The 19,487-nt window shown below is 36.1% G+C and carries 9 protein-coding genes; 8 read left to right on the top strand and 1 reads right to left on the bottom strand.

The genetic code is table 11. From position 1 onward, the window contains the following. The first annotated feature begins 20 nt into the window (after positions 1–20). From Q1A01_RS12175 to Q1A01_RS12145, 7 genes are all read left to right on the top strand, one after another. A complete protein-coding gene (locus Q1A01_RS12175; RefSeq protein ID WP_299680974.1) occupies positions 21–2,414 on the top strand; it encodes a T9SS type A sorting domain-containing protein in 2,394 nt (797 codons plus the stop codon). Between the two features lie 250 nt (positions 2,415–2,664). After that, positions 2,665–6,651 carry a T9SS type A sorting domain-containing protein gene (locus Q1A01_RS12170; RefSeq protein WP_299680971.1) on the top strand — a complete coding sequence of 1,329 codons (3,987 nt, stop codon included), beginning with the start codon at positions 2,665–2,667 and terminating at the stop codon, positions 6,649–6,651. A 207-nt stretch (positions 6,652–6,858) separates the two neighbouring features. Then, positions 6,859–7,347, top strand: a complete 489-nt coding sequence (locus tag Q1A01_RS12165; protein ID WP_299680968.1) for an EF-hand domain-containing protein — start codon at positions 6,859–6,861, stop codon at positions 7,345–7,347. An 11-nt stretch (positions 7,348–7,358) separates the two neighbouring features. After that, entirely contained in the window at positions 7,359–8,132 is a 774-nt protein-coding gene (locus Q1A01_RS12160; protein WP_299680966.1) for a YHYH protein, read from the top strand. Next, positions 8,068–8,733, top strand: coding sequence for a toxin-antitoxin system YwqK family antitoxin (locus tag Q1A01_RS12155; protein WP_299680963.1), 666 nt, complete (start codon positions 8,068–8,070; stop codon positions 8,731–8,733). Before Q1A01_RS12160 ends, Q1A01_RS12155 begins: the two co-directional genes overlap by 65 nt. A gap of 7 nt (positions 8,734–8,740) precedes the next feature. Further along, complete coding sequence (locus Q1A01_RS12150; protein ID WP_299680960.1) at positions 8,741–9,370, top strand: SCO family protein; 630 nt, start codon at positions 8,741–8,743, stop codon at positions 9,368–9,370. A 590-nt stretch (positions 9,371–9,960) separates the two neighbouring features. Continuing rightward, positions 9,961–12,507: a TonB-dependent receptor gene (locus tag Q1A01_RS12145; RefSeq protein ID WP_299680957.1), complete on the top strand. Its 2,547-nt coding sequence runs from the start codon at positions 9,961–9,963 to the stop codon at positions 12,505–12,507. Positions 12,508–12,849: 342 nt separating this feature from the next. Here the strand turns inward: Q1A01_RS12145 and Q1A01_RS12140 are convergent, their stop codons facing one another. Beyond that, positions 12,850–14,529, bottom strand: coding sequence for a T9SS type A sorting domain-containing protein (locus Q1A01_RS12140; RefSeq protein ID WP_299680954.1), 1,680 nt, complete (start codon positions 14,527–14,529; stop codon positions 12,850–12,852). A 283-nt stretch (positions 14,530–14,812) separates the two neighbouring features. Here Q1A01_RS12140 and Q1A01_RS12135 point away from each other — a divergent pair, with 283 nt between their 5' ends. After that, positions 14,813–19,486, top strand: coding sequence for a M14 family zinc carboxypeptidase (locus Q1A01_RS12135; protein WP_299680951.1), 4,674 nt, complete (start codon positions 14,813–14,815; stop codon positions 19,484–19,486). Position 19,487: the final 1 nt, after the last annotated feature.

The following is a 19,487-nucleotide window of genomic DNA, read 5'->3' as shown; positions in this document are numbered from 1 at the left end:
ATCTACTTAATCAATTATCAATGAAACAAATCACTCTACATATAGTTATGCTTCTAGGAGGTCTGACTATCAATGCTCAAAACATCGAGCTCTCTTTTGAAAATCCTCAAATCACTAATGATGGCATGAACGACTTCTATGAAATAGATGTCATGATCACAAGTGATATCACCTATTCGCAAGGATCAGGACAATTCTTCTTAGATTATAATACAACTGCCTTTGGAGAGCTCGTCAATGGCGCTGGAGCCATCACCTTTGAGCGACCAGAAACAACTATCTTAGGAGGTGTAACAACCGTAGAAGCTGCTCCTGGAGTCATCATCCCAATTGGCGCTCATTACAATTCTTTCTTTATCAATGATGCTACGAATTCTAAAGTATCCTTCATCTGGCAACAAAACGGAAGTGGTGGAATGATAGGTGATAATATCGTAGCAAATACGCCTACGGCATTAGTACACGTAAGAATGCAATTCTTAGATGATGCATCAGCCGTATCTCCTGATCTTTGTTTTGATGCTACCAATCCGTTTGATGATCAATTCTTCACTGCTTGTGGTCCTTTTGATCCATTGGTTGGCTTTACCTTCGTTAATGCCGATTGTATCAATGAAGCAGGAAGTCAAATCTTAAATTACACACCCGATTGTACTATTCCTGACTCTCCCCTATGTGCCGGATTACCTGTGACTACCTATAATGCTATGGGATGGGATAATGGAACGCCTGATGGATCTATGAATGCTGTCATCGATGCTGATTACGATACATCAGTTGTCATGGAAGATATTACAGCTTGTTCTTGTACTATTAACTCTGGTGCTACTGTAACGGTAACTGCTGGAAGATACTTACAAACTACAGGTGATCTTACCATTGATGGAACGCTAGATGTGGCTCACGAAGCAAGTGTGGTACAAACTGATGAAAGTGCCGTGACTATTAACAACGGATCGATTTCTGTAGCTAAGACCACTCCGACACTGGATGATCGTAATTTTGTGGCCATGAGTAGTCCTGTGACTGCTGAGGCTAGAGATAGAGCTTATGGAAATTCTAGAGCCGTATTTAGTATCATCTCAAGTAACTTTGTGCCTTTTGATATTGACTTTGGGACTTTCCCAGAGTTTGAATTTGCTGAAAACTTCCTTGATGACAATAATGATTATTTACTCCCTGTCACAGGAAGTACAGCTTTACCCGATGCAGGAATAGGACAACTCATATTCCCTCAACCAGCTCCTAATGTAGGTGATGGTGCCTATACCATTACCTATACACAAAATGCTATGAATCCAGGAACCTTAAACTCTGGAACCATTACCGTACCTATTAACTACAATGGCCCTGCAACAATTAATAACTATAACCTTCTTGGAAATCCATATGCTTCGGCGATTGATGTGGAAGCTTTTATCAATGCCAATGATGCCGTAAATGAAGTATACTATTGGGATCACTTAACCATCCCTACAGCTGACTTACCAGGATTTGGATCCAGTAACTTCTCTATGAATGATATCTCTGTTCGTAATGCGCTTCTTGGAATAGCTGCCGTGAATGGAGGTGCAGCACCTGAACAATTCATGGCTTCTGGACAAGGATTTGGAATCAAAGCTGATCAATTACAAGCAGGTGCTAATACCCCTGTGGTATTTACCAACAGTATTCGTGTCACTGGAAACAATGATGGGTTTAGAAATGCTGAAAATAGTGACATCGATAGACTTTGGTTAAACCTTACTACAGAAGCGTATGAAGAAGCAATTTCACAAACAGGAATTGGATTCACACCTAATGCAACACCAGGATTTGATCCTGGATATGATAGTCCGCGTTTAGGAACATTTATCTCTTTATTTACAACGCTAGAAACAGGAGAGCAACTATCCATTCAAGGAAGAGAAGCGTTTGATGCTGAAATAGAAATTAGCTTAGGATTTGCAACTTCGGTAGAAACTCAAGAAAGTTATGCGATTAGTATCGATCATTTGGAAGGAGTGGGTATTGAAAATGCAACGGTATATTTAATTGACAACCTTACCAATACCACAACCAATCTAAATGAAGGTAGATATTCATTTACAGCAACTAGCGGCATTCAGCCAGAACGTTTTACGGTGATATTCCAAAAACGTGATGTATTGAATACAGACGAATTTAGCTTTCGCGAAAGCGTAACCCTCTACCCTAACCCAGCGACTAATCAGGTAACGCTAAGATATGCAGGAGAAGCTCAGTTACAAAAACTAACCATTACAGACTTAAATGGAAAGCTTATAAAAACAGTGGCTTTAAGAAACTTTAATAATGTACAAACAATTCAAACAAGTGATTTGGCCAAAGGAATGTATTTCTTAAACATCCAATCTAACAAAGACACTATAGTACAAAAATTGATCATTGAATAGAAGTTTTAGTGAGATTCTATCCATGAAAAAAAGGAGGCCTAAAAGCCTCCTTTTTTAATGCGCTATTTTTAAAATAGTCGTATTGACTTGCATATGACTTTGTGTGAAAAACTATATGAATTCATAGATTTTTACTTGTATACAGAATTCATAGATAACATATAAAACATACTAGAATATATTGCAGTGTTATAACCTACTCCCCTTAAAACCATCAAACTAATAAAACCAATCGACAACTTATAACATTATGAAACAAATAGTACTCTTTTTAACATTGATTTTATGGGGATTTACAATCAATGCACAAGCACCTAATGATGAGTGTATAGATAGAGAAATCATCACAGTAACCACCAGCGATTTTTCAGAATATACGATAGACACTTCAACGGCTACAGAAAGTATCGATACTTCATGTGAATTTGTAGGTACTGACAATCTAGATGTGTGGTATGAATTTACTATGCCTGTAAATGGAAATGTACGTGTCACCAATATTCCATCATCTGTAAGTATTACATTATTTGATAGTTGTGGAGGAAGTGAACTTGGCTGTTTTTTTAATGATGGATTTCTTTATGATTTAGATGAAACAACCACATATATATTAAGAGTAAGTGAAATAGGAACTTCTGCTGGCATTGTGAATTTCAGAATACAAGCCTTTGAAACCGTTACCAATAATGAATGTATAGATAGAGAAACAATCACTGTAAATACAGCAGAAGCATTGGAATACACGACAAATACAGCTGCTGCAACAGAAAGCATCGATGCATCTTGCGAATTTACTACTACAGATAATCTAGATGTCTGGTATGAGTTTACTATGCCTGTAAACGGAAATGTACGTGTCACTAATATTCCATCATCCGTAGGGATGAGTATTTTTGATGCGTGTGGAGGTAATGAGTTAGGGTGTTTTTTTAATGATGGATTCTTTTATGACTTAAATGAGATGACAACCTACGTTCTTAGACTAAGTGAAGGCGCCTTTTCTTCTGGAGATGTGAGTTTCAATATACAAGCCTTTGAAAGAGCAGCAAATGATGCATGTTCAAGTAGAGAAACAATCACCGTAACTACAACAGAAGCATTAGAATATACAACTAACACAGCTGCTGCAACAGAAAGTCTTAATGCTTCTTGTGAATTTACTACTACAGATAATCTAGATGTTTGGTATGAATTTACCATGCCTGTAAATGGAAATGTACGTGTCACCAATATTCCATCATCCGTAGGGATGAGTATTTTTGATACGTGTGGAGGTAATGAGTTAGGGTGTTTCTTTAATGATGGGTTCTTTTATGACTTAAATGAGATGACAACCTACGTTCTTAGACTAAGTGAAGGTGCCTTTTCTTCTGGAGATGTGAGTTTCAATATACAAGCCTTTGAAAGAGCAACAAATGATGCATGTTCAAGCAGAGAAACAATTACCGTAACTACAACAGAGGCATTGGAATACACTAGCAATACGGCTACTGCAACAGAAAGCATTGATGCTTCTTGCGAATTTGCTACTACAGATAATTTAGATGTCTGGTATGAATTTACTATGCCTGTAAACGGAAATGTACGTGTCACTAATATTCCATCATCCGTAGGGATGAGTATTTTTGATACGTGTGGAGGTAATGAGTTGGGCTGTTTCTTTAACGATGGATTCTTTTATGACTTAAATGAGATGACAACCTACGTTCTTAGACTAAGTGAAGGCGCCTTTTCTTCTGGAGATGTGAGTTTCAATATACAAGCCTTTGAAAGAGCAGCAAATGATGCATGTTCAGACAGAGAAACAATTACCGTCAGTACAACAGAAGCTTTAGAATATACTACAAATACAGCTGCTGCAACAGAAAGTATTAATGCATCTTGTGAATTTACCACCACAGATAATTTAGATGTCTGGTATGAATTTACCATGCCTGTAAATGGAAATGTACGTATCACTAATATTGCATCATCAGTAGGAATGAGTATTTTTGATGCTTGCGGAGGAACAGAATTGGGTTGTTTTTTCAATGACGGGTATTTTTATAGCTTAAGCGAAATGACCACCTACATTTTAAGAGTAAGCGAAGGAGCTTTCTCCTCTGGAGATGTTAGTTTTACTATCCAAGCTTTTGAAGCTGCTACAAATGACGAATGTGACACACCTCAACCCATAGAAGTACTCCAAGAAACTACTACTGTTATTCCAGTAGATAATCGCGGTGCTACTGAAAGTATAGATGCATCTTGCGACACTGCAAGTGTAGATAATTTAGATTTATGGTATGCCTTCACAATGCCTGTAAATGGAACTGTTGAAATTTCTGCTGTAGCAAATTCTGAAGGGTTTACATTATATGAAGAATGTTCTGGAGAAGAAATAGATTGCTTTTATAATGATGGAAGCTTTTTTGAACTCATTAATGGGAATTCCTATCTCTTACGAGTAAATAAGAGCTCTTTTAATTCTAATGCATTTGACTTTACCATACAAGCTGTAGAGACAGCCCCACAACCTTGTTCTGACAGCACCATATGGGATGGAAATAGCTGGTCTAATGGTGTTCCAAACAACACAAAATCGGCATTATTTAATGGGAATTACAATACCACTTTTGATCCTGAAAGTATCAATGCCTGTAGCTGTACCATAGCTTCTGGCAGAACGGTAACAATAGGAGATGGTTTCTATTTACGATCTGTTTTTGATATTACTGTAGAAGGTATACTGAACGTTGCCAATGAAGGAAGTGTAATACAAGTTGCAGAAGATGCGGTTACTATTAATAATGGATCTATAAACGTCACAAAAACAACCCCTTCTATTCAGGCGCGTAATTTCATCGCATTGAGTAGTCCTATGAGTGATGAAAGTAGAGATCAAGTATATGGAAGTTCGCGTGCTGTTTTTGGGATCATTCCCGAAAATTTTGTTCCCTTCGCTATTGATTTTATGGAGTTCCCAGAATTTGAGTTTGCCGAAAACTTCTTAGATGACAACCTTGATTATTTAGATGAATACACAGGAACTAGAAATATACCAGATCCAGGTATTGGGCTACTCGTATTTCCATCTCCTGAAATAGATTCTCCTGAAGACACATACGATCTAACCTATAATGAAGGGACACTTCATTCAGGGACAATTACCGTTCCTATTAACTATAATGGTCCAGAAACAACCAATAATTATAACCTTCTAGGAAACCCATATGCATCTGCCATTGATGTAAATGCATTTATTACAACAAATGATGCCGTAAATGAAGTCTTTTATTGGGAGCATATCACAAACCCATCAGGAGATTTACCAGGATTTGGATCTAGTAACTTCTCTATGAATGATATTTCTGTACGTAATGCATTGGTAGGGATTTCAGCAGTAAATGGAGGAACAGCGCCAGGACAGTTTATGTCTTCAGGTCAAGGGTTTGCAATTAAAGCAGATCAATCACAGGCGATGAGTAATACGCCAGTGACATTTACAAATAGTATTCGCGTCATTGGCAACAACGATGATTTACGTACATCAGAAAATAACAGTACAGACCTACTATGGTTAAATTTAACAACCACTGCCTATGAAGATGCTACATCGCAAACAGCCGTTGGTTTTACCCCACAAGCTACACCTGGCTTTGACCCTGGGTATGATACCATTCGTTTAGGAACATTTATTTCTCTATTCACCACATTAGAAACAGGAGAACAACTGGCTATTCAAGGAAGGGAATCTTTCGATACGGCTATCGAACTTACCTTAGGATTTGCTACTTCGGTAGAAACAGAAGAAACCTATACCATTAGCATTGATAATTTTGAAGGAGTCAATATTACAAATGCGCCTGTGTTTTTAGTAGATCAAGTACTGAATGAAATCATCAATTTAAAAGAAAACGAGTATCAATTTACCGCACAAAGAGGCATTCAGCCAGAACGATTCCTGATTGTATTCCAAGAACGTGATGTATTGAATACTGAAGATATACGCTTTCGCGAAAGCGTACTCATCTACCCCAACCCTGCATCAAATCAGGTAACACTCACCTACGTAGGGCAAGCACCATTACAAGAACTGACCATCATAGACATGAATGGAAAAATACTTCGTAATCTCTCACTGGAGAATTTTGAAAATTCACAAACAATTGACACCAGTAACTTATCGAAAGGTATTTATTTCTTAAACATTCAATCTACAGAAAACACAAGTATACAAAAACTGATCATTAAATAAATCTTCTGGGGGAGAAGATTGAAGATCATGATCAAGGGAGGCCTAACGGCCTCCTTTTTTATGCATTATTCTCATTTTCTAAAAATGAGTTAGCCGTTAATAATACATACTCACTTAAAAAAGACAAGCATTCACTGAATACTCAACTATCGTGTCAAACCTTTTACTTCCTTTATAATCAAAGAAGCGAACAAAACAGTATTCAAAATGAAAAAAAATAGCAAAAAATATACAATCCTTATAGTAGTAGTTATAGGTATGATAAGTATGTCTTACGCACAACAAAGAGGTGGTCAAAGACAAGAAAGAGAACAAAGACCTGAACCGCCTTCTTTTGAAGAACTTCTAGAAAAAATGGATACAAATAACGATGGGAAATTAGCTAAAGATGAAGTAGCAGGTCCATTAGCTAGAGATTTTAAACGTATAGATACGAATGAAGATGGATTTATTTCTGAAGATGAACTTCCAAAAGGAAAACCTGATCGAAAAAGGAGAAAAACCAAAAATAAAGGTGGGCTAACACTCACAACTGTATTTAAAGATATGGATAATGATAAAGACAAAAAGATTGCAAAAACTGAAGCAAAAGGCGCTATTGCCAACCATTTTGATGAATTTGATCTTGATAATGATGGCTATATCTCAAAAATTGAAATGGGTAAAGCATTAAAAAAAATCAATAGTAACAACTAAAATTAAATGTTATGAAACAACTAATCACCAAGAATATCTTCTTTACTTCTCTTTTTTCAGGGCTTTTGGTCTTTGCTTTTATAGCGTGCGGAAACGATGATGGAGGGACAATTACAACAGACGATGATATCAATGTTACTGCCCAACTTCATGCTGCCTTTGCAGAATTTGACACAGATGAAACTGACATTTACCTAGATGGGGCTGAAGTAGTGATAGAAACCACAGGACTTCCTAACCATACTACAGTATACTGGGGAGAAGGAAATGATTTATACATTGAAGAAACAAACGTTGCATTAACCCCTTCTATCATTCCAAATTTTGACGCATCTACAACATTACGTGTCTCGGCTAGTCCAACTTTGGCAAGTTCATCTACCTCAACACAGTTAGGAGCTATTGGAATTGCAGTGAGCGGCGCAGCTATCTATAATGACCAAGAAGGCAATGGCCCCCTAGATCAAGCTGTTGCAAGTTTAGATTATACAGGTGGTCACATTGGTCCCTCGGTATATCACTACCATATAGAACCTAAAGCATTTTCAGATGACGATGACGCATTGGTAGGTGTAATGGCAGATGGTTTCTTTATTTATGGGAGAAAGTGCAACGCAACTGGCACTTACCCAACAGACCTTGATAGTTCTGGAGGGCATGTAGGAACAACGCAACATACCGACGAAGCAGAATATCATTATCATATCATCAATGAAGTATATGCAAATCAATATTATATCATCTTTGCAGGCGATTACCAAGGAAGTCCAAGCACCTTTAATTAAAAGAGGTTTACTCTTTCTGATTCTTTTACAGCTATACGCTTGCGCGAAAACAAACGAAGAAGCTATCGCAGTTTCTCAACAACAGATCGTATATAAAGAGATCAAAGAAGTAGAAATAGCTAAAGATGTGCTTACACTCCATCCTGAAAAAGGAATGTGGTATTATCAAGATAGCCCGTATAATGGATATGCAGTACGCTATTACATAAATGGAAACCTAGCAGAACGCATAGGATATTTTGAAGGTAAGAAAGAAGGTATTGCCCAAAAATGGTTTGAAAATGGACAACTTCAAAAAACTTCTCCCTACAGCGCAAATAGATTACACGGAGAAGAAAATATCTGGTGGTCTAATGGAACCATCGCTGCACAGTTAAACTATAGCAACGGTTATAAAAATGGCACACAACAAAGGTGGTATGCAAATGGTCAAATCTCTAGAAAGACCCATTATACCTTAGGAAAAGAAGAAGGAATACAACAAGCCTGGCTTGAAAACGGAAAAATATATGTCAATTATGAAGCTAAAAATGGACGCTCTTTTGGATTACGAAAAGCAAAATTATGTTATGCTTTGGAAGATGAAGTGGTACAGCGTTAATTACATCATGTTTGTAACACTTATACTTTTAACTTCATGTCAAAACAAAGAAAATACTAGTAGAGTCGCACAACTCCCCTACTACCAAGATGCGCTTTTCACCCCAGTTTGGCTCAAAAAAAATAGCCGAGAATTACAAGAATTTCATAAGATTCCTAATTTCAATCTAGTCAATCAAAATGGAGAGACTATCACTCAAAATACTTTTGCAGACAAATTCTATGTAGCCGATTTTATATTTACAAGTTGCCCAGGTATTTGCCCAAAGATGACAGAAAATATGACAGTCCTTCAAGAGGCATTTAAAACCGATACAGAGGTTATGTTATTATCACACTCGGTAACACCCAAAATAGACTCTGTCTCTGTTTTAAAATCCTATGCAACAACTAAAGGAGTCATAGATTCAAAATGGCATATTGTGACAGGTGATCGAAAACAAATCTATAACCTTGGAAGGAACTATTATTTTGCAGAACAAGACGTGGGATTAACTAAAGATGAAGATGATTTTTTACATACAGAAAACTTTGTCTTGATTGATAAAAACAGACACATACGTGGTATTTATAATGGATTAAACACACAAGCCATAGAACAACTTATAGTAGATATACATACACTTAAACTAGAATAAACTAGGGTTTACAAGCATATTTTAGCACCACAAAAGTATGTATACATTATGAGGCTATCTGAAAAGTAACTTTATACGTCATTCTGAATTCATTTCAGAATCTCATCAAAATAGTTAGCAATCTAATGAGAAACTGAAACAAGTTCAGTTTGACAAAATTACATCTTTTTAGACAGCCTCATTTATAAAAAATGATGAGATGATGAGTTAGCAGATTTGTTTTTTAGAAGAGAACTATTGATGATTGATGGTACATAGATAGTTCTTAAAGCCGAAGTAGATGTACTTCGGCTTTTTTATTTCCGTAATATCATACAATAAAAACACTCAACCAATGATGCCTTTTCATTTTTATAAAATCATACATAACAAATAGTTATTACATAGTTACAAACAACAACTATAAATTACTCCAATGCCTTAACTCTTAAAAAAAATAAAATTAAATGTTAAAGTCACAATTCTTCGTAACATTTAGGATACACTAGGCGTCTTGTTATCATAATTGTGACGTTGTGCGCAGTTATAGTATGTTATACAAAGTATTATGTTTAACATATAACATTCATCAATCAAAACTCAATCAAAAAATGAAACAACTCTTTTTAGCACTTGTGCTATTATTGGGTAGTATAAGCTACGCCAATGCAACCAATCCAGTAGACAAAATAGGAACCGTAAAAGGAAAAGTACTGGACAAACAATTACAAGAACCACTTCCTTTTGTTACAGTATCGATACTAAATACAACAGGTGAAATTATAACAGGAGGAATCACAGACGATAATGGTCTGTTTGAAATTAAAGGAATTCCAGAAGGAGAAAGCAAAGTAACTGTTCAATTTATAGGATATAAAACATACAGTGCTCCTATTAGCGTAAGTAGAAAAAATAGATCTATAGATTTAGGAACCATATCTCTTGAAGAAGAAGCTACTGGACTAGACGAAGTAACGGTAGTTGCAGAGCGTACTACCATTCAACAAAAGATAGATCGTAAGGTCATTACCGTAGGAAAAGATTTAACAACGTCTGGTCCTACTGCTGGAGATATCATGAACAATCTTCCTTCTGTAACCGTAGATCAACAATCTGGGAATTTATCGTTACGTGGAAATCAAAATGTACAGGTAATGATAGACGGAAAACTATCAAATGTTCCTGTAGCACAATTATTACGACAAATTCCTTCTACCTCTATTAAACAAATAGAATTAATTACAAATCCTTCTGCCAAATATAATCCCGAAGGAATGAGCGGACTCATCAACATCATTCTTCACAAGAATGCCAACCTAGGAACCAATGTAAATATCAATACAGGATTTACCTACCAAGATAATCCTAAATGGAATACGGGTATTGATGTGAACTACCGAAATGGGAAAGTCAATGTATTTGGAAGCTGGGGAGGTAACTATAATGAAAACGGCAACTTTGGTTTTGTAGATCGTGAGCAAGAACAAATTTTTCAAGATTTTGATTTTCTTGAAGACAGCAATTCTAATCTATTTAAAGTAGGATTAGATTATTATATCAATGATAAAAACACGATATCGGTTTTTACCAATCAGAATTTATTTAATGGTTTTGTCACCGGAACGACTATCGTAGATTTCCCTACAGATGCAAATGATGTAAGTCAAATATTTGACAACCGTAATGACAATACATCACAACAATATAATATTGATTACAAATTAGATCTTGCCAAAGAAGGAAGCTCTATAGAATTAGAAATAGATCATAATATTTTTGATGCAGACGAAAACGGACTCTTCCTTTTTGATGGTCAAAATGTAGCGCAAGATTTTGTAGACTTTATAGATACAGAGCGTAATAGAACAACAATTAATTTAGATTATGTAAACCCTATTTCGGAAACATTAAAATTAGAAGCTGGTGCACAGGCTCGTTTATTTGAATCTGAAATAGGTCGATCTACAGATCAATTTGTAATCAACCCATTTAACTTATCTACAGATCCAAATACGTTTATAAACGCACCTACTACTAACTTTGATTATGCGAGAGATATATACTCCTTATATGCATCGGTAAATAAGAAATGGGAAAAATGGTCGGCTCAATTTGGACTTCGTTTTGAGTCTGTAGATGTAACAGCAGATACAAGAGAAACGTTCCAAGAAGGTGTTGTTACAGATGATTTATCAAATTTTGATACAGATCCTTCTGTAAATGTATCTCGTGATGGAAATAGTGTATTACGTAATTTCGGAAATGATTACACACAGTTATACCCATCGGCATTTATTACGTATAATCCATCTGAAAAGAATCAGTATCAATTTAGTTATAGCCGTCGTGTAGACCGTCCAGGAATTGGACAAGTAAATCCAATTAGAGAGTTTAGCACACCGCTTATTTCTGCTTTTGGAAATCCGTCATTGATTCCTCAGTTTACAAATTCATTAGAAGTAAACTACACACGTAATCTTGAGAAAGGGTCTATTACTACTGGCGTATTTTATCGTTCTGTATCAGATTTAATTAACCAAGCATTACTATACAATCGTACAGATCCTAACTTAAACAGTTTGATTTTCACTAATGATAACTTTGATGACACCTCATCATATGGTTTGGAGATATCCGCAAACTATAAGCCCTTAAGCTGGTGGAGTTTTAATGCGAGTTTTGATGTGTTTTCTCAAACACAACAATCCTTTGCAGAAACAGTAGATCCTACCATAGAAAACCCTACAGTAACAGATATTGTAAGTAACAATTTTGAAATAGACAATGTAGTATGGAACTTTAGAGTATTCAACAACTTTAAGGCAACTAAAAAACTGACTTTCTCTGCCTTCATTTTATACCGTGGTGCTAATGAAAACATTCAGTTTGAAGTAGACCCAATGTTTATGACCAATATCGGGGCACGTTACAACTTCTGGAAAGGAAAGGCAACAGCTAGTTTAAACTACAATGATATCTTCAATACGATGAAGTTTCAAGGTACAGGAACACGTCCTTTTAATCAGAACATACAGTTTAACTGGGAAAGCAATACTATTAATGCCGCTTTATCACTTCGTTTAGGAAGTAATAAATACCGTGCAAAATCTAGAAAACGTCGTGATAACGATGAGAAAGAAGGAGGAGGAATCTTCTAGAATTTCATTCAACATATATAGTTCAGATAATGCGACGACCTAACTTCCAATGATTCCTTAGCATTATCTACTTGAAAACCGGAGTTTGATTACTTCGGTTTTCTTGTTATATACGCTTTCGCGAAATCGAACTTGTGAGATTCACGACCGAAGGGAGAGCAAAGCGTTAAAGCATATACAGTAACAATCTTCATATAGAAAAAGCTCCATAACCCATAAGCTATGGAACTTTATAATTTCCTTCAATCTGAATTTACCAGTGCTATTCTTGTTTTAGTATTTCAGAATCCTATTATATCTTTACATGAGAACTCTGAAACGAGTTCAGGTTGACCTATACTATTACTGTTTGATCACACGTATCACTTCACGTTGGTTTTCAGTAGTGATGGTAACAAAATAAATACCGTCAGTTACTTTTGTATCTTGCTCAGAAGTTCCATTCCATATGATTGATTGTTCTTCTATTGTTTCTTGATCAAAAAGTGTAGTTACTTGCCTACCCAATATATCATAGACTACAACAGACGTTTTTCCTTGATTTACAGCGTTAAATGATAAGGTAATAGCTTCTGTAAATGGATTTGGAAATCCAGAAATGGCTGTTGCAGTTGTCACTTCATCGACACGCAATACACTATCTGGTGTGATACGCGTATAGTACACATCCTGCCCTCCATTAATGGTATTTGCCCATGCAAGGTGTACTCCTTCATTATCTGAAACCATATCAAAATAGTCTCCCATTTTATTTTGTTGTGGATATCCTATCGTTGGATCAAAAGCATCTGACAATACTTCATTTTCAGACCAAGTTACTCCTTGATCGTCAGAAAAAGAATAATAGAGTTCAGAAAATAACGTACCTTCAGGAGCATTACGAGTATCTAACCAAGCCACATCAATACGACCATTAGGCGCTACTGCCATCGTACCTAACCATTGTACATTGGTTGTGCTATCATCTGTATTAATACGAACAGGATCTTCAAAGGTAATACCACCATCAATACTTCTTGAAAACATCACATCTCCTGGGTCACTATTTGAATTTCTTGTCACAGAAGCAGCCACATATACATTCCCTTCTCCAGGACCATTAGAGATATCGACATCAATCCATGTTTGCCCTAATAACCCTTGAGGATTTACAGCGACTCCCGCATTGAGTTGTCCATCTAAGTCTACCAGAGCTACATCTTCCCATTCAATGGTACTTCCAGTATCTTGTGCATTTAAGGAACGAAATACAACAAAATCAGTTCCATTAGTTCCTGCTAAATAAAGTATACTTTCTTTGTTAACAGCTAATGTTCCCCAAAAAGGATCTTGTGGTACATCTATACAGGTTTCAAAACTCTCACTTCCATCTGTTGATCTGATAAAAGAACCTTCACAAGAAGTAAACGATAGATTCCAATGTGCATAATTATTAGTTACCCCTGCATTATGATCTACACGCATCCATTGTTTATCACCTCCTCCTGCTGGGACAGGTGCTTCCCATTCTACACCGCCATCTCGTATCGCAAAGACATCACATTCAAAATTAGATGGCGAACCCAAAAGACTATTATAGAAAAAATTTCCCTCAGCATCAAAATCCAATACAGGGTCAGATCTAAACACTCCTGGATCTAATACGCCGGGAAAGGTCCATGAATTTCCTCCATCTAGTGAATATCCATATCCCGCCTGGCGAAAGTTATTTTCTACGGTATCAAATTGCCTCCACCCGATCACAATACGATCAGGATTGGTAGGGTCTACGGCAATAGAAGGTTCATTGGCAGCATCACCAACGATATTCATTCCGTTCTCATCTATGTTTACTTGAGCTGTAAAAAAGTTGCTACTTTGCACATTATAGGCTGGGCTTTTAGGCATACTAGCTCTGGAAACTGGTGCATAAGCATCTTCTTGAATTTCAACATGTTTTTCTCGTAATGGAACAGATGAATCTTGGGCTATTGCAGCAATAGAAATACATATACTTACGACAAAAAGGTAGTATTTTTTCATGATTGGTAGGATTTTAGAATGAATACGTATTCTCTTTAAAGATAAAAAATACTAGCGCACAATAAGATAATCCTTATAAAAATTTACTCCTGATTATCAGAAAGATATAAGAAGTTTACTAAGAATATCTAATGATATATCTTGTTTTATACGCTTTCGCGAAAGCGAACTTACGAGATTTACAACTGAAGAGAGCATGAAGCCATAAAGCGCACTCTGCCTAAAAAAACGTATTTTAACATAACCAATAGCCATTCCATTAACCAACCAAAACACATTTGTGATGAGAAAAGATATCCTAGTATCTAGCATCGTATGGGTATGTATTACCCTATTGATAATCGCCCCATCAAGTGCACAATCTAACCTACATTCTAAACGCATATTAATTAATGCGCCCACTAATGGACAGTTACAAAGCATTCAACAATCTGGTATAGATTTACATTGCGGAGCTCGATTTAAAGGAACAGATCTGGAGCTTGATTTAAGTGCAAACGAAATCACTCAATTAGAACAAATAGGCATATCCTACACGATAGTGATAGATGATTTAACCTCTTTTCTTGTTAATCGTGCTATGGAGATGAAACCACAAGCTGAAGCTGAATTACGCGCTATGAAAGAAGCTTCACTACAGCGTACAAATACGAGGACTTCTATAAGTAGCGGAGATGCTACAATACCTAGTTTTATACAAAGGGAAGCTTGTGATGAAATTGATTGGGTCTCTCAAAACTTTAGATTAGGTGGATTTAATGATCCTAATGCTATTCCTTTTGGTAGTTGCCTCACACTAGATGAAGTGATCATAGAATTGGATAGAATGCAATCCTTATATCCTAATCTTATTTCTATTCGTATGGATGCTTCTCCTTCTGGACAACAAACTTGGGGAAATACGACGGGTACTACTGATGATGAATTTGATCCACAAACTATTTGGTATGTGCGTATCTCTGACAATCCAAATACAGACGAGCTTAACGAACCTGAATCTCTTATCACTGGGATGACACATGCGAGAGAACCTAATAGTTTAATGAACATTATATATTATATGTGGTGGCTTTTAGAAAATTATGAATCTGAACCTGCGATACAACATCTTATTGAACATCAAGAAATGTATTTTCTACCTGTAATGAATCCTGATGGCTTAAAATGGAATGAGATCATTGCTCCAAATGGAGCTGGTGATCAACGTAAAAATTTAAGTCCTGGTGTGAATGATCTAGGCACAACAAATTTTAATAACAACCGTAGAGGAGTTGATTTAAATAGAAATTTCGATTATTTCTGGGGATTTGATAATGCAGGTTCTACGAATGATGTTACACAAGATACATATAGAGGTACTGGTCCTGCTTCAGAACCTGAAACTCAAATCATAAAAGATTTTATTCAATCAAGAGATTTTAAATACGCTATCAATCATCATTCAGGGCTCAATGCAATTATCACCTCTTCTTATAATGGTGATCCAAATGCGACTCCTTCTGGTCGTGAAGATGAGTATCAAAAACTACTACATGACATCACCCGTTTTAATCGATATATACATGGATCTGCACCTACTATATTAACTCAAGCAAATGGAGACACCAATGATTGGATGTTAGGCGGTGATCCAGTAACCTACACTGCTACAAATGGAGTCATCTATACCAATGCAGGTTCTGGCAAAAATATCATTGCATTTTCTCCTGAAAATGGAGATGAATTCTGGCCAGCCCCAACCGATTTTGTTCCAATTGCACAACGCGCCGTTCGCATGAATTTATTGACTTCTTTCTTTGCTGGAAAATATGCTCGTTTTCATGATCTAACACCCATTCAAATTGAAACAACAACAGCAACTATGGATTTTGCTATAGAGTATTTAGGGCAAACTTCTAGTGATATTATCATAGAGATGACACCTGTATCTACTAATATCTCAGCCATTACTCCTACCATTACTCTACAAGGAATGGGAATATTGGAACAACGTACGATACAACCATCTATAACACTAGCGCCTTCTATTCAAGCGGGTGATGCTATTGAATTTCAGGTACGCGTTAGCAATGACCTATATACCATTTATGAAACGACAATCACTAAATACTATCAACCCACAGTATTACTTGATGCAGATGATATTACAAATTGGTCGCTTAGTGGTACTTGGTCACAAACTTCTAATGGATATCTTGGAAGTACCAATGCTATTACGACCACACCTTCTCCGCCTTATGGAAATAATCAATTAAGTTATGCAACACTTACAACTCCTATTGATTTATCTTTAGGTACTACAGCTGTCATACACTTTAATGCCTTATGGGACCTTGAACGTAATTTTGATTTTGTACAACTAGAAGCAAGTATAGATGGAGGAAATGAGTGGATAGGTCTCTGTGGAAAATATACCAAAGTACCTGCGAATCCTCTAACAAATGAACATTGGTTAAAATCCATTTCTGATGAACAGCATCAATTTAACAATAGTGATTTTATCTATGATGGAGATTTAATCGTAGCAGGTGCTGATAAATGGATTATGGAAGAGTTTGTTATAAATCCCGATACAAATCAGGGAATTATTGGGGCCTCTAATGTTTTATTTCGCTTTAAGTTTGATACAGATAGCACCAATCTTTCTGATGGATATGACACAAATTTTGAAGGGTTTACTTTTGACAATTTTAAGATTATTGGAATGAATCAAACGTGTGATAGGCATCTTATTTCTTCATTTCCTTATGAAGAAACTTTTGAAGATGGTATCGGGTTTTGGACTCAAAATGGGAATGATGATGGGAATTGGACAGCAAATGTAGGCGAGACAAACAGTCCTATGACTGGACCTAACCAAGGGAATGATGCCATAGCCCCAGATGGAGGCACTTATTTATATTTAGAAGCTTCAGATCCTGCAGTTTTACAAATTCCTGATCCAAATGCTATTGGATTTAATGCTACGGCTATAATAACAAGTTCTTGCATTGATCTCTCTACTCAGGTAATGCCTACATTCCATTTTGACTACCATATGTTTGGTAATATGACAGGTTCATTAACGGTAGAAGTAAGTACAGATACTGGAATACAATGGACTCCCATTTGGTCTCAATCAGGACAAGACCCAAATCAAGCAGCTAGCGATGCCCCTTGGATTACCCAAACTATTGATCTTTCTTCCTATACAGGTCAAGTAATACGAATACGAATCGTTGGAGTAACAGGAAATAATTTTAGAAGTGATATTGCTATAGATAACCTCAAGATTACAGTCCCTACAACTTGTCCTATGACCACTACCTTTACTAATGGAGTATGGAGTAATGGGGTGCCTGATTTAAATACTACCGCCATTATAGATGGTTTTTATTCAACAGACCGTGGGAACATCACAGCATGTAATCTTATTATAAACTCAGGAGCTTCTGTTTTTATTAAAACAAATAAATACATTCACATTGATAATGACATCATTGTCAATGGAACTATTGTTTCTCAAAATGCTGGAAGTATTATTCAGATTCAAGATGATGCAACTACCATAAATAATGGTACAATACGTATCTTTAAACGTACGCCTAGTTTAGCTCCTAGAGATTTTATACTACTCTCCAGTCCTATGACTGCAGAAACACGGCAGAGTGCCTATGGAAATGCAGATCGTGTATTTGGGATCATTCCTGAAAATTTCATTCCTTTCCAAGGTATTCCTAATGCTATCAATTTTATAGATGATAATGGCGATTATTTAGAAAATGCTATTACCAATCTTCAACCTAGTGAAGGTTATATTTTATTTCCGCAACCAAATAATGCTAATAACCCTGCTATCTATATCCATGAGTATACATTAGGAACTTTAAATAATGGAGTCATTACTGCACCTATACATTATAATGGTCCAGCCACAGAAAATAATTTTAATTTATTAGGAAATCCCTACGCTTCTGCTATTGATACAGATGCACTTATTATTCAAAATGATGCGCTTACCGCAGTATATTATTGGGGCCATCTCACAGATCCAAGTACAGCTCTTCCTGGACCAGGCAATCGTAATTATGACATGGATGATGTTTCCATACGTACTATTGGCATGGGTATCCCTGCCGTAAATGGAGGAACAGCACCGGGACAGTTTATGGCATCAGGTCAAGGGTTTATTGTATTTGCAGAGCAGTCACAAGTCGGTTCTGATATCATTTTCAATAATGCCATGCGAGTACTTTCTGGTAATGCAAGACCACGTCAAACAATCACAGATAATAAACTGTGGTTAGGGCTTTCTTCAAAAGGTAGAAAATCACATAGTACAACAGGTATTACATTTATGCCTGAGACAACTCCTGAAATAGATCAAGGATATGATAGCAAACGTTTACAGACTAGTATTTCTTTGTTTTCTATAACTAAAAATAAAGAGCAACTGGCCATACAAGCTCGTGAGTCTTTTGATACAAGTATAGAAATTGATTTAGGATTTTCTACAGAATTACATCAAGAACAAGAATACACACTCACTTTAGACAAATATGAAGGGATTGATTTAGAGCAGACAGCTATATTTTTAGTAGATTATAAAGAAGGTTCTATTATAAATCTGAAAAAAGAAGCATATACTTTTTGGTCAAATAAAGAGGTTTCTACAGACAGATTTCAACTTGTTTTTAAAGAAAAAGAAATACAGAAACCTGAAGCAACAAACAGTAGTGATTCTTTTATACTATATCCAAATCCTACAAAAAACCAAATACAATTGACATCCTATGGAAAAGAGGAGCTATTATCAGTATCAATTACAGACCTACAAGGGAAGCAACTTCAGTATCAAAAACTTGACACATTAAAAAACACACATACGATACAACTAGTTACCTTACCAAAAGGCATGTATTTTGTGCATATCACAAATGCTCAAAATGTGATGATAAAAAAGCTATTGATTAACTAGA

The sequence above is a fragment of the uncultured Dokdonia sp. genome, assembly GCF_947492815.1.
Taxonomy (GTDB): Bacteria; Bacteroidota; Bacteroidia; order Flavobacteriales; family Flavobacteriaceae; genus Dokdonia.
This window is presented reverse-complemented; position numbering and strand designations above follow the sequence as displayed.